At 54.2% G+C, this 22,489-nt stretch carries 10 protein-coding genes, 3 rRNA genes and 2 pseudogenes; 12 read left to right on the top strand and 3 right to left on the bottom strand.

Annotated features, from left to right (window positions below):
- Positions 1–3 precede the first annotated feature (3 nt).
- A complete protein-coding gene (gene purH, locus E6P06_RS04870) occupies positions 4–1,593 on the bottom strand; it encodes a bifunctional phosphoribosylaminoimidazolecarboxamide formyltransferase/IMP cyclohydrolase (RefSeq protein ID WP_139934989.1) in 1,590 nt (529 codons plus the stop codon).
- 621 nt (positions 1,594–2,214) lie between these two features.
- Here purH and E6P06_RS04875 point away from each other — a divergent pair.
- The 10 genes and pseudogenes from E6P06_RS04875 to aceK form a co-directional block, all read left to right on the top strand.
- Positions 2,215–3,755: ribosomal RNA gene (locus E6P06_RS04875) — 16S ribosomal RNA — on the top strand.
- Between the two features lie 233 nt (positions 3,756–3,988).
- Positions 3,989–6,893, top strand: a 23S ribosomal RNA gene (locus E6P06_RS04880).
- A 95-nt stretch (positions 6,894–6,988) separates the two neighbouring features.
- Positions 6,989–7,104: ribosomal RNA gene (gene rrf, locus E6P06_RS04885) — 5S ribosomal RNA — on the top strand.
- Together the 16S, 23S and 5S rRNA genes form the textbook arrangement of a ribosomal RNA operon.
- Before the next feature lie 84 nt (positions 7,105–7,188).
- Positions 7,189–7,602: a YjaA family stress response protein gene (locus E6P06_RS04890; protein ID WP_138828092.1), complete on the top strand. Its 414-nt coding sequence runs from the start codon at positions 7,189–7,191 to the stop codon at positions 7,600–7,602.
- 136 nt (positions 7,603–7,738) lie between these two features.
- Positions 7,739–8,668 (top strand): homoserine O-succinyltransferase, encoded by a 930-nt coding sequence (metA, locus tag E6P06_RS04895; protein ID WP_103849047.1) that lies wholly within the window; start codon positions 7,739–7,741, stop codon positions 8,666–8,668.
- Between the two features lie 268 nt (positions 8,669–8,936).
- A complete protein-coding gene (aceB, locus tag E6P06_RS04900; RefSeq protein WP_032948287.1) occupies positions 8,937–10,538 on the top strand; it encodes a malate synthase A in 1,602 nt (533 codons plus the stop codon).
- Between the two features lie 31 nt (positions 10,539–10,569).
- Positions 10,570–11,874, top strand: a complete 1,305-nt coding sequence (aceA, locus tag E6P06_RS04905) for an isocitrate lyase (RefSeq protein ID WP_003031609.1) — start codon at positions 10,570–10,572, stop codon at positions 11,872–11,874.
- A gap of 102 nt (positions 11,875–11,976) precedes the next feature.
- Positions 11,977–12,801, top strand: a pseudogene (locus E6P06_RS04910) (isocitrate dehydrogenase kinase/phosphatase AceK regulatory subunit); the annotation flags it as partial.
- Positions 12,802–12,890: 89 nt separating this feature from the next.
- Positions 12,891–14,098, top strand: a protein-coding gene (locus E6P06_RS04915) for an IS3 family transposase (RefSeq protein WP_089617520.1) whose coding sequence is annotated in 2 segments (ribosomal slippage) — positions 12,891–13,212 and positions 13,212–14,098 — 1,209 coding nt in all. Because the reading frame shifts where the segments join, the coding sequence is not laid out codon by codon here.
- Between the two features lie 39 nt (positions 14,099–14,137).
- Positions 14,138–15,076: pseudogene (gene aceK, locus E6P06_RS04920) on the top strand (bifunctional isocitrate dehydrogenase kinase/phosphatase); the annotation flags it as partial.
- Positions 15,077–15,097: 21 nt separating this feature from the next.
- On the opposite strand, the gene iclR reads toward aceK, so the two are convergent.
- Entirely contained in the window at positions 15,098–15,922 is an 825-nt protein-coding gene (gene iclR / locus E6P06_RS04925) for a glyoxylate bypass operon transcriptional repressor IclR (protein WP_003844677.1), read from the bottom strand.
- Between the two features lie 195 nt (positions 15,923–16,117).
- Between iclR and metH the strand changes: the two genes are divergently transcribed.
- A complete protein-coding gene (metH, locus tag E6P06_RS04930; RefSeq protein WP_139934990.1) occupies positions 16,118–19,801 on the top strand; it encodes a methionine synthase in 3,684 nt (1,227 codons plus the stop codon).
- Positions 19,802–20,040: 239 nt separating this feature from the next.
- Entirely contained in the window at positions 20,041–21,672 is a 1,632-nt protein-coding gene (locus E6P06_RS04935) for a Na/Pi cotransporter family protein (protein WP_003031618.1), read from the top strand.
- A 65-nt stretch (positions 21,673–21,737) separates the two neighbouring features.
- On the opposite strand, the gene pepE is transcribed toward E6P06_RS04935, so the two are convergent.
- The gene (pepE, locus tag E6P06_RS04940) at positions 21,738–22,427 is read right to left on the bottom strand and encodes a dipeptidase PepE (RefSeq protein WP_139935893.1); all 690 of its coding nucleotides are present in this window, start codon (positions 22,425–22,427) and stop codon (positions 21,738–21,740) included.
- Positions 22,428–22,489 lie beyond the last annotated feature (62 nt).

A 22,489-nucleotide genomic window follows, 5' to 3' on the forward strand; every position in this document is an offset into this window, starting at 1 on the left:
GGATTAATGGCGGAAGTGGCGCATATCGGTAAATACCATCGCAATGCCGTGTTCATTGGCGGCGGCAATCACTTCGTCATCGCGAATAGAACCACCCGGCTGGATCACGCAGGTCACACCGGCGGCAGCAGCGGCATCAATCCCGTCGCGGAACGGGAAGAAAGCGTCAGAAGCCATTGCAGAACCTTTCACTTCCAGGCCTTCGTCGGCCGCTTTGATCCCGGCGATTTTCGCGGAGTACACGCGGCTCATCTGGCCTGCGCCTATGCCAATAGTCATGTTCTCTTTGGCATAAACAATGGCGTTGGATTTCACGAACTTCGCCACTTTCCAGCAGAACAGCGCATCGCGCAGTTCCTGCTCGGTCGGCTGGCGTTTGGTCACTACGCGCAGTTCACCTTCGGTCACCATACCCAGGTCACGGTCCTGAACCAGCAGGCCGCCGTTCACGCGCTTGAAGTCCAGACCCGGAACGCGCTGCGCCCATTGGCCGCAGACCAGCACGCGAACGTTCTGCTTGGCTGCGGTAATTTTCAGGGCTTCTTCGGTGGCGGATGGCGCGATGATCACTTCCACGAACTGGCGGGAGATAATCGCCTGCGCGGTTTCGGCATCCAGCTCGCGGTTAAAGGCGATGATGCCGCCGAACGCGGAGGTCGGGTCGGTTTTATACGCACGGTCGTAAGCGTCGAGAATAGAAGTGCTTACCGCCACGCCGCATGGGTTTGCGTGCTTAACGATAACGCATGCCGGTTCGCTGAACTCTTTCACGCACTCCAGCGCCGCATCGGTATCGGCGATGTTGTTGTAGGAAAGTGCTTTGCCCTGTACCTGCTGCGCGGTGGCAACGGAAGCTTCTTTAACATTCTCTTCTATATAGAAGGCTGCCTGCTGGTGGCTGTTCTCGCCGTAGCGCATATCCTGCTTCTTAATGAAGTTCAGGTTCAGCGTACGTGGGAAGCGACCGGCGGCTTCTTTGCTTTCACCGTGGTAAGCCGGAACCATGCTGCCGAAGTAGTTGGCGATCATGCTGTCGTAAGCGGCGGTGTGTTCGAAGGCTTTAATCGCGAGATCGAAACGGGTGTCGAGGGTCAGAGAACCGTCGTTGGCATCCATCTCTTTAATAATGGCGTCGTAGTCGCTGCTCTTCACAACGATAGCTACATCTTTATGGTTCTTGGCTGCGGAGCGCACCATGGTCGGGCCGCCAATATCAATGTTCTCTACCGCATCTTCCAGAGAACAGCCTTCGCGGGCGACGGTCTGGGCGAATGGATACAGGTTAACAACCACCATATCGATAGGCGCGATACCATGTTGTTCCATTATTCCGTCATCCTGACCGCGACGACCAAGAATGCCACCGTGGACCTTCGGATGCAGGGTCTTCACGCGTCCATCCATCATTTCCGGGAAGCCGGTGTAATCGGAAACTTCGGTCACTGGCAGACCTTTCTCCGCTAACAGGCGCGCAGTGCCACCTGTAGATAGCAGCTCCACACCACGTGCGGAAAGTGCCTGAGCGAATTCGATGATACCGGCCTTGTCAGAAACACTGAGCAGAGCGCGGCGGACTGGACGACGTTGTTGCATGGTAAATCCCCTGGATTTGACTATTACAGAGAGCGTTAGGTGAATTCTTGGCTAAAAACTCAGCTAACGCCCCTTACGGGGCATCCTTGTTGTGCGGGGGCATTGTAACGAAAACGTTTGCGCAACGCTCGCGAATTTTTAATTTTCGATTTTGACCTCTTCTTTTTCAGTTGAAAGAGGCTGATATAACGAGAGGATCGTAGAAACGATCGTGTGGTTTGTGGATAACTCTGTGCGTAAATGGGTATAAGGCGGGGTTTTGCTGTGGAATGCAGCAGTCAGTCATTTTTCTGTCATTTAAGGGTTGCGGGCCACAGGAAACTCCCTATAATGCGCCTCCATCGACACGGCGGATGTGAATCACTTCACACAAACAGCCGGTTCGGTTGAAGAGAAAAACCTGAAAATGAGGGTTGACTCTGAAAGAGGAAAGCGTAATATACGCCACCTCGCGACAGAGCGCTAAAGCGCGTCGCAACTGCTCTTTAACAATTTATCAGACAATCTGTGTGGGCACTCGAAGATACGGATTCTTAACGTCGCAAGACGAAAAATGAATACCAAGTCTCTGAGTGAACATACGTAATTCATTACGAAGTTTAATTCACGAGCATCAAACTTAAATTGAAGAGTTTGATCATGGCTCAGATTGAACGCTGGCGGCAGGCCTAACACATGCAAGTCGAACGGTAGCACAGAGGAGCTTGCTCCTTGGGTGACGAGTGGCGGACGGGTGAGTAATGTCTGGGAAACTGCCCGATGGAGGGGGATAACTACTGGAAACGGTAGCTAATACCGCATAACGTCGCAAGACCAAAGAGGGGGACCTTCGGGCCTCTTGCCATCGGATGTGCCCAGATGGGATTAGCTAGTAGGTGGGGTAACGGCTCACCTAGGCGACGATCCCTAGCTGGTCTGAGAGGATGACCAGCCACACTGGAACTGAGACACGGTCCAGACTCCTACGGGAGGCAGCAGTGGGGAATATTGCACAATGGGCGCAAGCCTGATGCAGCCATGCCGCGTGTATGAAGAAGGCCTTCGGGTTGTAAAGTACTTTCAGCGAGGAGGAAGGCGTTGTGGTTAATAACCGCAACGATTGACGTTACTCGCAGAAGAAGCACCGGCTAACTCCGTGCCAGCAGCCGCGGTAATACGGAGGGTGCAAGCGTTAATCGGAATTACTGGGCGTAAAGCGCACGCAGGCGGTCTGTCAAGTCGGATGTGAAATCCCCGGGCTCAACCTGGGAACTGCATCCGAAACTGGCAGGCTAGAGTCTTGTAGAGGGGGTAGAATTCCAGGTGTAGCGGTGAAATGCGTAGAGATCTGGAGGAATACCGGTGGCGAAGGCGGCCCCCTGGACAAAGACTGACGCTCAGGTGCGAAAGCGTGGGGAGCAAACAGGATTAGATACCCTGGTAGTCCACGCCGTAAACGATGTCGACTTGGAGGTTGTGCCCTTGAGGCGTGGCTTCCGGAGCTAACGCGTTAAGTCGACCGCCTGGGGAGTACGGCCGCAAGGTTAAAACTCAAATGAATTGACGGGGGCCCGCACAAGCGGTGGAGCATGTGGTTTAATTCGATGCAACGCGAAGAACCTTACCTACTCTTGACATCCAGAGAACTTAGCAGAGATGCTTTGGTGCCTTCGGGAACTCTGAGACAGGTGCTGCATGGCTGTCGTCAGCTCGTGTTGTGAAATGTTGGGTTAAGTCCCGCAACGAGCGCAACCCTTATCCTTTGTTGCCAGCGATTCGGTCGGGAACTCAAAGGAGACTGCCAGTGATAAACTGGAGGAAGGTGGGGATGACGTCAAGTCATCATGGCCCTTACGAGTAGGGCTACACACGTGCTACAATGGCATATACAAAGAGAAGCGACCTCGCGAGAGCAAGCGGACCTCATAAAGTATGTCGTAGTCCGGATTGGAGTCTGCAACTCGACTCCATGAAGTCGGAATCGCTAGTAATCGTGGATCAGAATGCCACGGTGAATACGTTCCCGGGCCTTGTACACACCGCCCGTCACACCATGGGAGTGGGTTGCAAAAGAAGTAGGTAGCTTAACCTTCGGGAGGGCGCTTACCACTTTGTGATTCATGACTGGGGTGAAGTCGTAACAAGGTAACCGTAGGGGAACCTGCGGTTGGATCACCTCCTTACCTTAAAGAACCTGCCTTTGTAGTGCTCACACAGATTGTCTGATGAATGATGAACTTCTGAATGTACTTTCGAGTGCATTAAGAAGTTTTGCTCTTTAAAAATCTGGATCAAGCTGAAAATTGAAACGACACACTGTGTCTGTTCTCCGTAATAAGAACAGATAAACGGTGTGTTCGAGTCTCTCAAATTTTCGCAACACGTGGGTGTTTTACGAAACATCTTCGGGTTGTGAGGTTAAGCGACTAAGCGTACACGGTGGATGCCCTGGCAGTCAGAGGCGATGAAGGACGTGCTAATCTGCGATAAGCGTCGGTAAGGTGATATGAACCGTTATAACCGGCGATTTCCGAATGGGGAAACCCAGTGTGTTTCGACACACTATCATTACGTGAATACATAGCGTAATGAAGCGAACCGGGGGAACTGAAACATCTAAGTACCCCGAGGAAAAGAAATCAACCGAGATTCCCCCAGTAGCGGCGAGCGAACGGGGAGCAGCCCAGAGTCTGAATCAGCTTGTGTGTTAGTGGAACGGTCTGGAAAGTCCGACGGTACAGGGTGATAGTCCCGTACACCAAAATGCACAGGTTGTGAACTCGAAGAGTAGGGCGGGACACGTGGTATCCTGTCTGAATATGGGGGGACCATCCTCCAAGGCTAAATACTCCTGACTGACCGATAGTGAACCAGTACCGTGAGGGAAAGGCGAAAAGAACCCCGGCGAGGGGAGTGAAAAAGAACCTGAAACCGTGTACGTACAAGCAGTGGGAGCCTCTTTATGGGGTGACTGCGTACCTTTTGTATAATGGGTCAGCGACTTATATTCTGTAGCAAGGTTAACCGTATAGGGGAGCCGAAGGGAAACCGAGTCTTAACTGGGCGTTAAGTTGCAGGGTATAGACCCGAAACCCGGTGATCTAGCCATGGGCAGGTTGAAGGTTGGGTAACACTAACTGGAGGACCGAACCGACTAATGTTGAAAAATTAGCGGATGACTTGTGGCTGGGGGTGAAAGGCCAATCAAACCGGGAGATAGCTGGTTCTCCCCGAAAGCTATTTAGGTAGCGCCTCGTGAATTCATCTTCGGGGGTAGAGCACTGTTTCGGCTAGGGGTCATCCCGACTTACCAACCCGATGCAAACTGCGAATACCGAAGAATGTTATCACGGGAGACACACGGCGGGTGCTAACGTCCGTCGTGAAGAGGGAAACAACCCAGACCGCCAGCTAAGGTCCCAAAGTCATGGTTAAGTGGGAAACGATGTGGGAAGGCACAGACAGCCAGGATGTTGGCTTAGAAGCAGCCATCATTTAAAGAAAGCGTAATAGCTCACTGGTCGAGTCGGCCTGCGCGGAAGATGTAACGGGGCTAAACCATGCACCGAAGCTGCGGCAGCGACACTATGTGTTGTTGGGTAGGGGAGCGTTCTGTAAGCCGTTGAAGGTGTATCGTGAGGTATGCTGGAGGTATCAGAAGTGCGAATGCTGACATAAGTAACGATAATGCGGGTGAAAAACCCGCACGCCGGAAGACCAAGGGTTCCTGTCCAACGTTAATCGGGGCAGGGTGAGTCGACCCCTAAGGCGAGGCCGAAAGGCGTAGTCGATGGGAAACAGGTTAATATTCCTGTACTTGGTGTTACTGCGAAGGGGGGACGGAGAAGGCTATGTTAGCCGGGCGACGGTTGTCCCGGTTTAAGCATGTAGGCGGAGGTTCCAGGTAAATCCGGTACCTTTTTAACGCTGAGGTGTGATGACGAGGCACTACGGTGCTGAAGTAACAAATGCCCTGCTTCCAGGAAAAGCCTCTAAGCATCAGGTAACACGAAATCGTACCCCAAACCGACACAGGTGGTCAGGTAGAGAATACCAAGGCGCTTGAGAGAACTCGGGTGAAGGAACTAGGCAAAATGGTGCCGTAACTTCGGGAGAAGGCACGCTGATATGTAGGTGAAGCGGTTTACCCGTGGAGCTGAAATCAGTCGAAGATACCAGCTGGCTGCAACTGTTTATTAAAAACACAGCACTGTGCAAACACGAAAGTGGACGTATACGGTGTGACGCCTGCCCGGTGCCGGAAGGTTAATTGATGGGGTTATCCGTAAGGAGAAGCTCTTGATCGAAGCCCCGGTAAACGGCGGCCGTAACTATAACGGTCCTAAGGTAGCGAAATTCCTTGTCGGGTAAGTTCCGACCTGCACGAATGGCGTAATGATGGCCAGGCTGTCTCCACCCGAGACTCAGTGAAATTGAACTCGCTGTGAAGATGCAGTGTACCCGCGGCAAGACGGAAAGACCCCGTGAACCTTTACTATAGCTTGACACTGAACACTGGTCCTTGATGTGTAGGATAGGTGGGAGGCTTTGAAGTGTGGACGCCAGTCTGCATGGAGCCATCCTTGAAATACCACCCTTTAATGGCTGGTGTTCTAACGTGGACCCGTTACCCGGGTTGCGGACAGTGTCTGGTGGGTAGTTTGACTGGGGCGGTCTCCTCCTAAAGAGTAACGGAGGAGCACGAAGGTTAGCTAATCCTGGTCGGACATCAGGAGGTTAGTGCAAAGGCATAAGCTAGCTTGACTGCGAGAGTGACGGCTCGAGCAGGTGCGAAAGCAGGTCTTAGTGATCCGGTGGTTCTGAATGGAAGGGCCATCGCTCAACGGATAAAAGGTACTCCGGGATAACAGGCTGATACCGCCCAAGAGTTCATATCGACGGCGGTGTTTGGCACCTCGATGTCGGCTCATCACATCCTGGGGCTGAAGTAGGTCCCAAGGGTATGGCTGTTCGCCATTTAAAGTGGTACGCGAGCTGGGTTTAGAACGTCGTGAGACAGTTCGGTCCCTATCTGCCGTGGGCGCTGGAGAATTGAGGGGGGCTGCTCCTAGTACGAGAGGACCGGAGTGGACGCATCACTGGTGTTCGGGTTGTCATGCCAATGGCATTGCCCGGTAGCTAAATGCGGAAGAGATAAGTGCTGAAAGCATCTAAGCACGAAACTTGCCCCGAGATGAGTTCTCCCTGAGACTATAAGTCTCCTGAAGGAACGTTGAAGACGACGACGTTGATAGGTCGGGTGTGTAAGTGTAGCGATACATTGAGCTAACCGATACTAATGAACCGTGAGGCTTAACCTTACAACGCCGAAGGTGTTTTGGCGAAAGACAGACATCATATTCAGCTTGATACAGATTAGATTAACCGGCGAAAAGCGGGTTAATAACAGAATTTGCCTGGCGGCTGTAGCGCGGTGGTCCCACCTGACCCCATGCCGAACTCAGAAGTGAAACGCCGTAGCGCCGATGGTAGTGTGGGGTCTCCCCATGCGAGAGTAGGGAACTGCCAGGCATCAAATAAAGTGAAAAAGCCCATCCTGACGGATGGGCTTTTTTGCGTTTCCGATTTTATCACGGACTGATAAAGGAAATTCCGATGGTCATTCTCTACGTTCAACTATATAAAAACCGTGTAGTTGTACGCAATACTACCACTCAGCAAGAAGTTTCCGGATTCCGAACCTTCAGCAATCAGCGACTCCTGATTGCCGAGTTCTTCGAAGCAGAAAAACTGATACAAGACCTTGTCGATCAACTGATGCCACGCTCTAAGTGGCGTCAGCTTTTTTGGCGGAACTCTTTTGGGCTTCTGGCCCATGCGCTGGAGATGAACGAAGGTGGACTGTCGCAGGTTGAAGAGCGAGCCATCCTTGAAGTGACCTTTGGTGCCGCAGACGGTAGGGCTAAGTGTCCTCAGGTTATCTCTGGTAAGGTGCCTCTGAGCGATGCCGGGGTGCGGAGCACTTTTCTCCAGGGGGAAACTGATTTCCGCAATAGTCGGCACTCCTGAACACGCTGTGACTATTGGTTATGACGTGAAACTTTCTCACCTTCAACATACACGCTCGACATTCGCATGATTCCTGGGTATCTTCAGCTATCTGGATGTCTAAACGTTTAAACGTATGTAGTGAGGTTATCAGGTTATGCCAATTCGCGTGCAGGACGAGCTACCCGCCGTCAATTTCTTGCGTGAGGAAAACGTCTTTGTGATGACGACATCCCGCGCTTCCGGTCAGGAAATTCGACCACTGAAGGTGCTCATCCTCAACCTGATGCCCAAGAAGATTGAAACGGAAAACCAGTTCCTGCGCTTACTGTCTAACTCACCGCTACAGGTAGATGTTCAGCTATTGCGCATCGATGCTCGCGAGTCACGTAACACCCCTACGGAGCATCTGAATAACTTTTACTGTAATTTCGAGGATATCTGCGATCAGAACTTTGACGGACTGATCGTGACCGGCGCGCCGTTGGGTCTGGTCGAATTTGATGACGTGGCTTACTGGCCGCAGATTCAACAAGTGCTTGAATGGGCGAAAGATCACGTTACCTCAACGCTATTTGTTTGTTGGGCGGTGCAGGCCGCGCTGAATATCCTGTACGGAATTCCTAAGCAAACCCGTACGGACAAACTTTCAGGCGTCTATGAGCACCATATTCTGCATCCTCATGCGCTGCTGACGCGTGGATTCGATGATGCGTTCCTGGCTCCGCATTCGCGCTATGCCGATTTTCCTGCTGCGCTTATTCGCGACTACACCGATCTCGAGATTTTTGCTGAAACCGAAGAGGGAGATGCCTACCTGTTTGCCAGCAAAGATAAACGAATTGCCTTTGTGACGGGCCATCCGGAATATGATGCCCATACGCTCGGCAGTGAGTATTTTCGTGACGTCGAAGCGGGCCTAACGCCGGAAGTGCCCTATAACTATTTCCCGAAAGATGACCCGCAAAACAAACCGCGGGCAACCTGGCGTAGCCACGGTAATCTGTTGTTTACCAACTGGCTCAACTATTACGTCTACCAGATCACGCCATATGATCTGCGTCACATGAATCCAACGCTGGATTAATCTTCTGTAGCAGACGATCCTTAAGCGTTTCAGCATATTGAATCAGGCACCTTCGGGTGCCTTTTTTATTTCCGAAACGCACCTCACGGTGTAATTAAATTTTATTTATATTGTTATCAATAGGTTAATTGATAATTAAATTAAAAATGGAAATTGTTTTTGATTTTGAAATTTAAATGAGTAGTCTTAGTTGTGCTGAACGAAAAGCGCACAACGATCCTTCGTTCGCATTGGGGATGTGTTTGGATCAATGACGAGGAACTACGCAATGAATCAACAGGCAACGACAACCGATGAACTGGTCTTCACCAGGCCGCGTGGCGAACAGGAGCAACAAATTCTGACCGCTGAAGCAGTAGAGTTTCTGACTGAACTGGTGACAAGATTTACGCCAAAACGCAATAAACTTCTGGCTGCACGTATTCAGCAGCAGCAGGATATTGATGACGGTAAGTTGCCTGATTTTATTTCGGAAACAGCTTCCATTCGTGAGGGTGACTGGAAGATTCGCGGTATTCCTGATGATTTACTGGATCGCCGCGTAGAGATAACCGGACCCGTTGAGCGCAAGATGGTTATCAACGCGCTGAACGCGAACGTCAAAGTCTTTATGGCTGACTTCGAAGATTCGCTGGCTCCTGAGTGGAGCAAAGTTATCGACGGGCAGATAAACCTGCGCGATGCGGTCAATGGCACCATTAGCTATACCAACGAAGCGGGTAAAATTTACCAGCTCAAACCTAATCCGGCTCTGTTGGTATGCCGCGTTCGTGGCCTGCATCTGCCGGAAAAACACGTCACCTGGCGTGGCGAATCCATCCCGGGCAGCCTGTTCGATTTTGCCCTCTATTTCTTCCACAACTACAAAACGTTGCTGGCAAAAGGCAGCGGCCCTTACTTCTACCTGCCAAAAACGCAGGCCTGGCAAGAAGCAGCATGGTGGAGCGAAGTGTTCAGCTATGCAGAAGATCGCTTTAATCTGCCACGCGGCACCATCAAAGCGACTCTGCTGATTGAAACGCTGCCGGCCGTCTTCCAGATGGACGAAATTCTGCACGCCCTGCGTGACCATATTGTCGGTCTGAACTGCGGTCGCTGGGACTACATATTCAGCTATATCAAAACGCTGAAGAACCATCCGGATCGCGTGCTGCCGGACCGTCAGGTGGTGACGATGGATAAGCCATTCCTCAGCGCCTATTCGCGTCTGCTGATTAAAACCTGTCATAAACGTGGCGCATTCGCGATGGGCGGCATGGCAGCTTTCATTCCCAGCAAAGATGCGGAACGTAACAACCAGGTTCTGACCAAGGTAAAAGCGGACAAAGCGCTGGAAGCCAATAACGGTCATGACGGCACATGGATTGCCCATCCGGGACTGGCAGATACCGCAATGGCGGTGTTCAACGACGTGCTCGGTGAAAACAAAAATCAGCTGTTCGTGACCCGTGAAGAAGATGCGCCGATTACCGCAGAACAACTGCTGGCGCCTTGTGAAGGTGAGCGTACTGAAGAAGGCATGCGCGCCAACATTCGTGTTGCGGTGCAGTACATCGAAGCGTGGATCTCCGGTAACGGCTGCGTACCGATTTACGGTCTGATGGAAGATGCGGCCACTGCCGAAATCTCCCGTACCTCCATCTGGCAGTGGATCCACCACCAGAAGACGCTCAGCAACGGCAAGCCGGTTACCAAACCGCTGTTCCGTCAGATGCTGGCCGAAGAGATGCTGGTGATTCAGGACGAGCTGGGCGAACACCGCTACAGCAGCGGACGTTTTGACGATGCCGCGCGCCTGATGGAGCAAATCACTACCTCTGATGAATTGATCGATTTCTTGACCCTGCCAGGCTACCGCCTGCTGGCGTAATCCACCACATAACAATATGGAGCATCTGCACATGAAAACCCGTACTCAACAAATCGAAGAATTACAGAAAGAATGGACTCAACCGCGCTGGGAAGGCATCACCCGTCCATATAGCGCGGAGGAAGTGGTGAAATTACGTGGCTCGGTCAACCCGGAATGCACGCTGGCTCAGCTTGGCGCGGCGAAAATGTGGCGTCTGCTGCACGGCGAATCGAAGAAAGGTTATATCAACAGCCTCGGCGCGCTGACTGGCGGTCAGGCGCTGCAGCAGGCGAAAGCCGGTATTGAAGCGGTCTACCTTTCAGGCTGGCAGGTGGCGGCAGATGCCAACCTGGCATCCAGCATGTACCCGGACCAATCGCTGTATCCGGCGAACTCCGTCCCGGCAGTGGTGGATCGGATCAACAACACATTCCGTCGCGCCGATCAGATCCAATGGTCAACCGGTATTGAACCGAACGATCCGCGCTATGTGGATTACTTCCTGCCGATCGTTGCCGATGCGGAAGCGGGTTTTGGCGGCGTACTGAACGCGTTTGAACTGATGAAATCGATGATTGAGGCTGGTGCAGCGGCCGTTCACTTCGAAGATCAGCTCGCATCGGTAAAAAAATGTGGTCACATGGGCGGCAAAGTTCTGGTGCCGACTCAGGAAGCTATCCAGAAACTGGTGGCCGCCCGTCTGGCAGCCGACGTCATGGGTGTTCCGACGCTGGTTATTGCGCGTACTGATGCTGACGCAGCCGATCTGATAACGTCTGACTGCGACCCATACGACAGCGAGTTCATCACCGGCGAACGTACCAGCGAAGGGTTCTACCGTACGCATGCGGGTATTGAGCAGGCGATCAGCCGTGGTCTGGCCTATGCACCTTATGCGGATCTGGTGTGGTGTGAAACCTCCACGCCGGATCTCGAACTGGCGAAGCGCTTTGCCGATGCGATTCACGCGAAATTCCCCGGCAAACTGCTGGCCTACAACTGTTCGCCGTCATTTAACTGGCAGAAAAACCTGGACGACAAAACTATTGCCAGCTTCCAGCAGCAACTGTCGGATATGGGTTACAAATACCAGTTCATTACCCTGGCGGGCATCCACAGCATGTGGTTCAACATGTTCGACCTCGCACACTCCTATGCGCAGGGTGAAGGCATGCGCCACTATGTTGAGAAGGTTCAGCAGCCAGAATTTGCGGCGGCTAAAGACGGTTACACCTTCGTGTCCCATCAGCAGGAAGTGGGTACAGGCTACTTCGACAAAGTAACTACTATCATTCAGGGCGGCGCTTCCTCGGTGACCGCGCTGACCGGCTCGACCGAAGAATCGCAGTTTTGATTAATGCCCGGTGGCGCTGTGCTTACCGGGCCTACGAAGGGATGTAGGCCGGATAAGCGAACGCGCCATCCGGCATGACGTTGTGCCGGATGGGAGAAGTCGATGACGCGTGGCCTGGAATTACTGATTGCTCAGACGATTTTGCAAGGTTTCGACGCCCAGTACGGGCGTTTTCTGGAAGTCACCTCCGGCGCGCAGCAGCGTTTTGAACATGCCGACTGGCATGCGGTTCAGCAGGCGATGAAAAGCCGTATTCACCTTTATGATCATCACGTAGGTCTGGTGGTGGAGCAGTTGCGCTGCATTACAGACGGCAAAAGTACCGACGCGGATTTTTTACTTCGCGTGAAAGAGCATTACACCCGGCTACTGCCGGATTACCCGCGCTTCGAGATTGCGGAGAGCTTTTTTAACTCCGTTTACTGTCGGTTATTTGACCACCGCTCGCTGACTCCCGAGCGGCTGTTTATTTTCAGTTCTCAGCCAGAGCGTCGTTTCCGCACGATCCCACGCCCGTTGGCGAAAGACTTTTTTCCTGATACCGGCTGGGAGTGGCTGCTAACTCGCGTCCTTAGCGATCTTCCCCTACGTCTTCCATGGCAGAATAAACATCGTGATATCCACTACATCATCGAACACCTGACCGAAACCTTGGGAGCGGATGTGTTGCCAGGCTGCCATTTACAGGTGGCGAATGAACTGTTTTATCGTAACAAGGCCGCCTGGCTGGTCGGGAAGCTGATTACCCCTTCCGGGACGCTGCCGTTTTTACTGCCAATCCACCGGACAGACGAAGGCGAATTGTTTGTCGATACCTGTCTGACCACGACGGCGGAGGCGAGCATTGTGTTTGGCTTCGCTCGCTCCTACTTCATGGTGTATGCCCCGCTGCCCGCGGCACTGGTGGAGTGGTTGCGCGAGATCCTGATGTAGCCCCCTGAAACACCGGACAGTAGCTGTATCTCCAGATAAGAGATAGGCTTGAATATATGTCTAACACTAACGCCAATTTTGAGATGACCGGGATCCTGTTAGGGCAAGAAGTCCGTAAACGTAAAACTCCTCAGGAGAAGATCGCCATTATCCAGCAGACGATGGAGCCGGGTATGAATGTCTCCCATGTCGCCCGCCTGCATGGTATCCAGCCCAGCCTGCTGTTTAAGTGGAAGAAGCAATATCAGGAAGGCAGCCTCACCGCCGTTGCGGCTGGAGAGGAAGTCGTTCCTGCTTCTGAGCTTACTGCTGCTCTGAAGCAGGTCCGGGAGCTTCAGCGCCTTCTGGGCAAGAAAACGATGGAAGTTGAGATCCTGAAAGAAGCCGTGGAGTACGGTCAGTCGCGAAAATGGATAGCGCACGCGCCCTTGTTGCCAAAGGACGGGGAATAGCCATGGTCAGCCGGACCATGGGCGTGTCGCGTGCGCAACTGTCACTGCGGATTAACCGTTCTGCCGACTGGCAGGACAGGCGCTGTAACCGGCGTAATGAAGAAGCAGACGCAGAAATACTGTCGGCTATCCTCAACATTATCAGCGATATGCCGAGTTATGGTTATCGACGCGTGTGGGGCATCCTGCGCAAGCAACGTCGCACAGAGGGACAGCCACCTGTGAATGCCAAACGGCTTTACAGGATAATGAGCGAGCATAACCTGTTGTTGTTGCATCACAAACCAGAGCGACCGAAGCGTGAACATAAGGGCAAGATAGCGGTGGCAGAAAGCGATATGCGCTGGTGTTCAGATGGCTTCGAGTTCGGCTGCGACAACGGCGAAAAACTGCGGGTAACGTTCGCGCTGGACTGCTGCGACCGTGAGGCCATAGACTGGGCAGCAAGCACGGGAGGCTATGACAGTTCGACCGTGCAGGATGTGATGCTGAGGTCGGTGGAAAAGCGCTTCGGCGACAGGTTGCCCGACACAGCGGTGCAGTGGCTGACGGATAACGGTTCAGCGTATACCGCGTATGAAACGCGGAGGTTCGCGAGAGAGCTGAATCTGGAGCCCTGCACAACAGCGGTGAGCAGCCCGCAGAGTAATGGCATGGCCGAACGGTTCGTGAAAACGATGAAAGAAGACTATATCGCGTTCATGCCAAAACCGGATGTGAGAACAGCACTGCGAAACCTTGCAGTAGCGTTCACGCATTACAATGAAAACCACCCGCACAGCGCGCTGGGATATCACTCCCCGAGGGAATACCGGCGGCAGCGGACATCGTTAACTTAAGATACAAAAGCTGTTCGGAGATGGAGGGTCAAGATCAGGTTGCGCGAGATCCTGCCCGGTAAAACCACCGCTGAATTGTATATGGCGATTGGCTGTCAGAAGCATGCAAAAACGGAAAGTTATCGGGAGTATCTGCTCTACCTGGCCAACTGTGATGAGCAGTTTATTGAAGCACCGGGGATCCGCGGTATGGTGATGCTGGTGTTTACCCTGCCGGGCTTTGACCGGGTGTTTAAAATCATCAAAGACAAATTTGCGCCGCAAAAAGAGATGTCTGCCGCCCACGTCCGCGCCTGTTATCAACTGGTCAAAGAGCACGACCGTGTGGGGCGGATGGCTGACACCCAGGAGTTCGAGAATTTTGTGCTGGATAAACGGCAAATCGATCCGGCGCTGATGGCGCTGTTATTGCAGGAAGCCCCGGAAAAAATTACCGATCTTGGCGATCAGATTGTCATTCGCCATCTGTATATCGAACGACGGATGGTGCCGCTGAATATCTGGCTGGAGCAAGTCGAAGGTCAACAACTGCGCGATGCCATTGAAGAGTACGGCAACGCGATTCGTCAGCTGGCCGCCGCCAATATTTTCCCCGGCGATATGCTGTTTAAGAACTTCGGCGTCACCCGTCACGGGCGCGTGGTGTTCTACGACTACGATGAAATCTGCTACATGACGGAGGTTAATTTCCGTCATATCCCGCCGCCACGCTACCCGGAAGATGAGATGAGCGCTGAGCCGTGGTACAGCGTATCGCCTGGAGATGTCTTCCCGGAAGAGTTTCGCCACTGGCTATGTGCCGACCCGCGTATCGGGCCGCTATTTGAAGAGATGCACGCTGACTTGTTCAGCGCCGACTACTGGCGTGGTCTGCAAACGCGGATTAAAAACGGGCATGTGGAAGATGTTTACGCCTACCGACGCAAACAGCGTTTCAGCGTGCGTTATGAAACCGACCGTAGGCCGGGTAAGGCGTAACCGCCACCCGGCAACCCCATCTTAGCGAAATCCGCCGTACGCCAGCGTCACTTCTTTCGCCGCTTTGATCGCCATGGCGCCGAACTCGGTCACGCGATCGTCGGTAATACGCGAAATGGGTCCGGAGATGGAAATCGCGGCGAACGGCTCGCGGTGCTCGTCATAAATGCACGACGCCACGCAGCGCAGACCCAGCGCATGTTCCTCATCATCAAAGGAATAGCCGCGCTTGCGCGTCTGGGCCAAATCCTCTTTCAGATGCACTGGCGACACCAGCGTGGCGTGGGTATAAGCGTGTAGTCCTTTGCGGTGCAGCAACCCTGTCACCTGTTCTTCGCTCAGTTGGGATAAAAACGCTTTGCCCGCCCCGGAAGCATGCATCGGCAGTTTGCCGCCGATAGGCGCGGACATGCGCATCAGTTGGGTGCACTGCACCTGGTCGATAATAATGGCCTGATGATCGCTTTGATCCAGCACGGCGAGGTTGACCGTCTCACCGGAGTCTTCCATCAGCTTGCGCAGGATTGGATGCACAATCGCCAGCAGATTACGGCTTTGCAAAAAGCTGCTGCCGACGATAAACGCATGTGCACCCACGGCCCAATGCCCTAATTCACCGACCTGACGAACAAATCCCTGCTGCTGCATGGTGGTCAATAATCGGTGAGTCGTGGAGTTTGGCAGGCCGGCCTGCTGCGCCAGCTCGGTCAGCGCCACGCTGCCGTTGGATTCCGCAATCCACTCCAGTAGCTTCAGGCCGCGTGTCAGGGACTGAACCTGCCCGGTTGCGGGCGCAGTAGTAGCGGCGGGTTTTCTACCGCGTTTCGCGGGAACGGGGGCAACCATGGCAGACTCCTTTTCTGTATCGTGGAAATCATTTTCGTTTTATTCAATTATAATGCAAGAATTCCTGTACTGATCGGATGAGTGAAGCTGAACATGTCTCATGTTGGCCGTTGTTCTCTTTTCCGCCTCTCAGGTTTGTGCCAGTATGACCTGTTGAGTTTTTTTCGGTCTGGTTGAGCGTTGTCGGGAGCGAGTGTGAGCAGCAAAGTAGAACAATTACGTCAGCAGTTAAATGAACGTATTCTGGTGCTGGACGGCGGTATGGGCACCATGATCCAGGGATATCGTCTGAGCGAAGAGGATTTCCGCGGCGAACGCTTTGCCGAATGGCCGTGCGATCTGAAAGGCAACAACGACCTGTTGGTGCTCAGCAAACCGGAGGTGATCGCCGCGATTCACAACGCCTACTTCGAGGCGGGCGCGGACATCATCGAAACCAACACCTTCAACTCCACGACTATTGCCATGGTGGATTACCAGATGGAATCCCTGTCGGCGGAAATCAACTTTGCGGCAGCCAAACTGGCGCGCGTGGCGGCAGACGAATGGACGGCGCGCACGCCGAACAAACCGCGCTACGTCGCGGGCGTGCTTGGCCCAACCAACCGTACGGCGTCTATCTCCCCCGACGTCAACGACCCGGCTTACCGCAATATTACCTTTGATCAGCTGGTGGCCGCCTACCGCGAATCCACCAAAGCGCTGGTGGAAGGCGGCAGTGACCTGATCCTGATTGAAACCGTTTTCGATACCCTCAACGCCAAAGCCGCTATTTTCGCGGTTAAAACTGAATTCGAAGCGCTGGGCGTTGAGCTGCCGATTATGCTCTCCGGCACCATCACCGACGCTTCCGGGCGTACGCTCTCCGGCCAGACCACCGAAGCATTCTACAACTCTCTGCGCCACGCCGATGCGCTGACCTTCGGTCTGAACTGCGCCTTAGGTCCGGACGAGCTGCGCCAGTACGTGCAGGAACTGTCGCGTATTGCCGAATGCTACGTTACCGCACACCCGAACGCCGGGCTGCCGAACGCCTTTGGTGAGTACGATCTCGATGCCGACACCATGGCGGCGCAAATCCGCGAATGGGCCGAGGCGGGCTTCCTGAATATTGTTGGCGGCTGCTGCGGTACCACGCCGGAACACATCGCCGCCATGAGTCGCGCAGTGGACGGACTGCCGCCACGCCGCTTGCCGGAAATCCCGGTTGCCTGCCGCCTTTCCGGTCTTGAGCCGCTGAACATCGGCGACGACAGCCTGTTTGTGAACGTCGGCGAGCGTACCAACGTTACCGGTTCGGCGAAGTTTAAGCGCCTGATCAAAGAAGAGAAATACAGCGAGGCGCTGGACGTCGCCCGCCAGCAGGTAGAAAGCGGCGCGCAGATCATCGATATCAACATGGATGAGGGGATGCTCGACGCCGAAGCGGCGATGGTTCGTTTCCTCAACCTGATTGCCGGTGAACCGGATATCGCCCGGGTGCCGATTATGATCGACTCCTCGAAATGGGAAGTAATCGAAAAAGGGCTGAAGTGCATTCAGGGTAAAGGCATCGTTAACTCCATCTCGATGAAAGAGGGGGTTGAGACCTTTATCCATCACGCGAAGCTGCTGCGTCGCTACGGTGCTGCAGTGGTGGTGATGGCCTTTGACGAGCAGGGCCAGGCCGACACTCGCGCGCGCAAAATTGAGATCTGTCGTCGCGCCTACAAAATTTTGACCGAAGAAGTCGGCTTCCCGCCGGAAGATATCATCTTCGACCCGAACATCTTTGCGGTGGCGACCGGCATTGAGGAACACAATAACTATGCGCAGGACTTTATCGGGGCCTGTGAAGATATCAAACGCGAACTGCCGCACGCGCTGATCTCCGGCGGCGTTTCTAACGTTTCATTCTCGTTCCGTGGCAACGACCCAGTACGTGAAGCCATTCACGCGGTATTCCTCTACTACGCCATTCGCAACGGCATGGACATGGGGATCGTCAACGCCGGACAACTGGCAATTTACGACGACCTGCCCACCGAGCTGCGCGATGCGGTTGAAGATGTGATCCTCAACCGCCGTGACGATGGCACCGAACGACTGCTGGAGCTTGCTGAGAAGTATCGCGGCAGTAAAACCGACGACACGGCGAATGCCCAGATGGCGGAGTGGCGCAGTTGGGACGTGAAAAAGCGCCTCGAATACTCGCTGGTGAAAGGCATAACCGAGTTTATTGAGCTGGATACCGAAGAAGCTCGCCAGCAGGCCGCGCGCCCGATCGAGGTTATTGAAGGACCGCTGATGGACGGCATGAACGTGGTTGGCGACCTGTTCGGTGAGGGCAAAATGTTCCTGCCGCAGGTGGTGAAATCCGCTCGCGTGATGAAGCAGGCGGTGGCCTACCTTGAACCGTACATTGAGGCCAGCAAAGAGAAAGGTTCCAGCAACGGCAAAATGGTCATCGCAACCGTGAAGGGCGATGTGCACGATATCGGTAAAAATATCGTCGGCGTGGTACTGCAATGTAACAACTACGAAATCGTCGATCTTGGCGTGATGGTGCCCGCGGAGAAAATCCTCAGAACGGCGCGTGAAGTGAATGCCGATCTGATTGGCCTTTCCGGGCTGATTACCCCATCGCTGGACGAAATGGTCAACGTGGCGAAAGAGATGGAGCGTCAGGGCTTCACTATTCCGCTGCTGATTGGCGGCGCGACCACCTCGAAAGCGCACACCGCGGTGAAAATTGAGCAGAACTACAGCGGCCCGACGGTGTACGTGCAGAACGCCTCGCGTACCGTTGGCGTCGTCGCTGCGCTGCTCTCTGATACCCAGCGTGATGACTTTGTCGCCCGTACGCGTAAAGAGTATGAAACCGTGCGTATCCAGCATGCGCGTAAGAAACCGCGTACTCCGCCCGTAACGTTACAGGCTGCCCGCGACAACGATCTGGCCTTTGACTGGGAAAACTACACCCCGCCGGTGGCGCACCGTCTGGGCGTACAGGAAGTGGAAGCCAGCATCGAAACCCTGCGCAACTACATCGACTGGACGCCGTTCTTTATGACCTGGTCGTTGGCCGGGAAATATCCTCGCATCCTCGAAGATGAAGTAGTGGGCGAAGAGGCGAAGCGCCTGTTCAAAGATGCCAACGACATGCTGGATAAACTCAGCGCTGAGAAGACGCTGAATCCGCGTGGCGTGGTGGGTTTATTCCCGGCCAACCGCGTGGGTGACGACATCGAGATTTACCGTGACGAGACGCGTACGCACGTCATCAACGTGAGTCATCACCTGCGCCAGCAGACGGAAAAAGTCGGTTTCGCCAACTACTGCTTGTCTGACTTTGTTGCGCCGAAACTGAGCGGTAAAGCGGATTACATCGGTGCTTTTGCGGTCACTGGTGGTCTGGAAGAAGATGCGCTGGCGGACGCCTTCGAAGCCCAGCATGACGACTACAACAAGATCATGGTGAAAGCGATCGCTGACCGTCTGGCGGAAGCGTTCGCAGAATATCTGCATGAGCGCGTACGTAAAGTCTACTGGGGCTATGCGGCGAATGAGAATCTCAGTAACGAGGAGCTGATCCGCGAAAACTACCAGGGGATTCGCCCGGCACCGGGCTATCCGGCGTGTCCGGAACACACCGAAAAAGCCACCATTTGGGAACTGCTGGACGTGGAGGCGCATACCGGGATGAAGCTCACCGAATCCTTCGCCATGTGGCCAGGTGCGTCGGTTTCCGGCTGGTATTTCAGTCATCCGGACAGCAAGTACTACGCTGTGGCGCAAATCCAGCGCGATCAGGTTGAAGATTATGCCTTCCGTAAAGGGATGAGCGTGGCAGAAGTGGAGCGCTGGTTAGCGCCGAACCTCGGCTACGACGCCGACTGATTCACAAAACTGTCATCTTTCTTTACAACAAACAGGGCACTCAATGAGTGCCCTGTCTCTTTATTACGTTTAAACCCTTATACTGAAAGAAGGTTCGCGAGCGCTGTTTGCCGGATGGCGGCGTAAACGCCTTATCCGGCCTACAAGGGACATTCTGTAGGCCTGATAAGCGCAGCGCCATCAGGCACGCTATCTGCGCCGAGCCCAGGAACATATAACGATAAGGAGTACCTGATTCCGTGTTAACTCTGTTACACCTGCTTTCTGCCGTCGCGATGCTGGTTTGGGGTACGCATATTGTGCGTACTGGTGTGATGCGCGTCTTTGGCGCGCGTTTACGCACCGTGCTCAGCCGTAGCGTTGAAAAGAAACCGCTCGCCTTTTGTGCGGGTATCGGCGTGACGGCGCTGGTGCAAAGTAGCAACGCCACCACCATGCTGGTGACCTCGTTTGTTGCACAAGATCTCGTGGCGCTGACTCCTGCGCTGGTGATTGTGCTTGGTGCCGACGTGGGGACCGCGCTGATGGCGCGTATCCTGACCTTCGATCTCTCCTGGCTGTCGCCACTGCTGATTTTTATCGGCGTGATCTTCTTTCTCGGACGTAAGCAGTCCCGCGTTGGGCAACTGGGGCGGGTTGGTATTGGGCTGGGGTTGATTTTACTGGCGCTGGAGCTAATCGTGCAGGCGGTAACGCCGATCACCCAGGCTAACGGCGTACAGGTTATTTTCGCCTCGCTTACTGGCGATATCATGCTTGATGCGCTGATTGGCGCGATGTTCGCGATTATCAGCTACTCCAGTCTGGCGGCGGTCCTTCTGACGGCTACCTTGACCGCGGCGGGCATTATCTCGTTCCCGGTGGCGCTGTGTCTGGTGATTGGCGCCAACCTCGGTTCTGGCCTGCTGGCGATGCTCAACAACAGCGCCGCTAACGCCGCCGCCCGCCGCGTGGCGCTCGGCAGCCTGCTGTTTAAGCTGGTGGGCAGCTTGATCATTCTGCCATTCGTGCATCCGCTGGCGAATCTGATGGATGAACTGCCGCTGCCGAAATCCGAGTTGGTTATCTACTTCCACGTGTTCTACAACCTGGTGCGCTGCGTGGCGATGGTACCGTTCGCTGAGCCAATGGCGCGTTTTTGTAAACGCATCATCCGCGATGAACCGGAACTGGACGCCCACCTGAAGCCCAAGCATCTGGACGTCAGCGCGCTCGATACGCCAACACTTGCGCTGGCGAATGCCGCCCGCGAAGCCCTGCGTATTGGCGACGCCATGGAGCAGATGATGGACGGGTTGAAGAAGGTGATGCACGGCGAGCCGCGCGAAGAGAAAGAGTTGCGCAGGATGGCGGATGACATCAACGTGCTGTACACGGCGATTAAGCTCTATCTGGCGCGGATGCCAAAGGATGAACTGGCGGAAGAGGAATCACGCCGTTGGGCGGAGATTATCGAAATGTCGCTCAACCTCGAACAGGCTTCCGATATCGTTGAACGTATGGGCAGCGAGATTGCCGATAAGTCGCTGGCCGCCCGTCGGGCATTCTCTGTGGAAGGGCTGAAAGAGCTGGATGCGCTTTACGATCAGCTGCTCAGCAATCTGCAGCTGGCGATGTCGGTGTTCTTCTCAGGCGATGTGACCAGCGCCCGCCGTCTGCGCCGCAGCAAGCACCGTTTCCGTATTCTCAACCGTCGTTATTCGCACGCGCACGTTGACCGTCTGCATCAGCAGAACGTGCAGAGCATCGAAACCAGCTCCTTGCACCTGGCACTGTTGGGCGATATGCAGCGTCTGAACTCGCTGTTTTGCTCCGTGGCCTACAGCGTGCTGGAACAGCCGGATGAAGACGATGAGCGGGATGATTATTGAGTGAGGTGAAGCGGTTGGCCGGATAAGGCATTTATGCCGCCATCCGGCATCAGACAATTAATCAATTAAAAACAGTGGCCCGCCTCAACGGCAACCGCCTCTTCACCCGCTTTAAAGATGTACGTGGTGTTCGGGCCGCCGAGCACAGATTGACCGTTACTCACCTTGATCCAGTTACCTTCCGGCAAGCCAATCACCGTCAGCTCTGGGGCAACCACCAGCAGCTCGCGAATGCGCTGTTCACGCGTTTCGCCTTTGTGGCCTTCCGGCAGCGCGTTGGTGAAATGTGGGTTAATCTGCAGCGGGAACAGACCCAGCGCATCAAAACCTTTGGGATCGACAATCGGCATGTCGTTGGTGGTGCGGATGGTCTGGCAGGCGAGGTTGGAACCCGCGCTCCAGCCGATGTACAGCGCACCGCGTTTAACGACATCCACAATCGACGCCAGCAGCCCGCGCTCGCGGCTCTCTTTCAGCAACTGGAAGGTGTTACCCCCGCCGACAATCACCAGCTCGGCGTTTTCAATGGCTGCAATCGGATCGGCAACGGTATGAATACCCGTAACGTTGACGCCCATTGGCGCAAAGATGGCTGCCGTTTTCGCCGTGTACTCATCCCAGGTTTGCGTCACGCCGGCGAACGGAATAAACACCGCCGTACGGCGACCATTCAGTTGCTCTGCGATCAGCGGCAGCGCATGTTCCATCCAGCCTTTGCCCGGCAGCGTCGAGTTACTCAATAAAAGCAGTTCCATCATTTCTCCATGTAATCAGAAAATTACAAACCGCGCTAATGCTACCACTATCAGCCTGACGC

The organism is Citrobacter sp. CF971, assembly GCF_006385635.1.
GTDB classification, from domain to species: domain Bacteria; phylum Pseudomonadota; class Gammaproteobacteria; order Enterobacterales; family Enterobacteriaceae; genus Citrobacter; species Citrobacter freundii.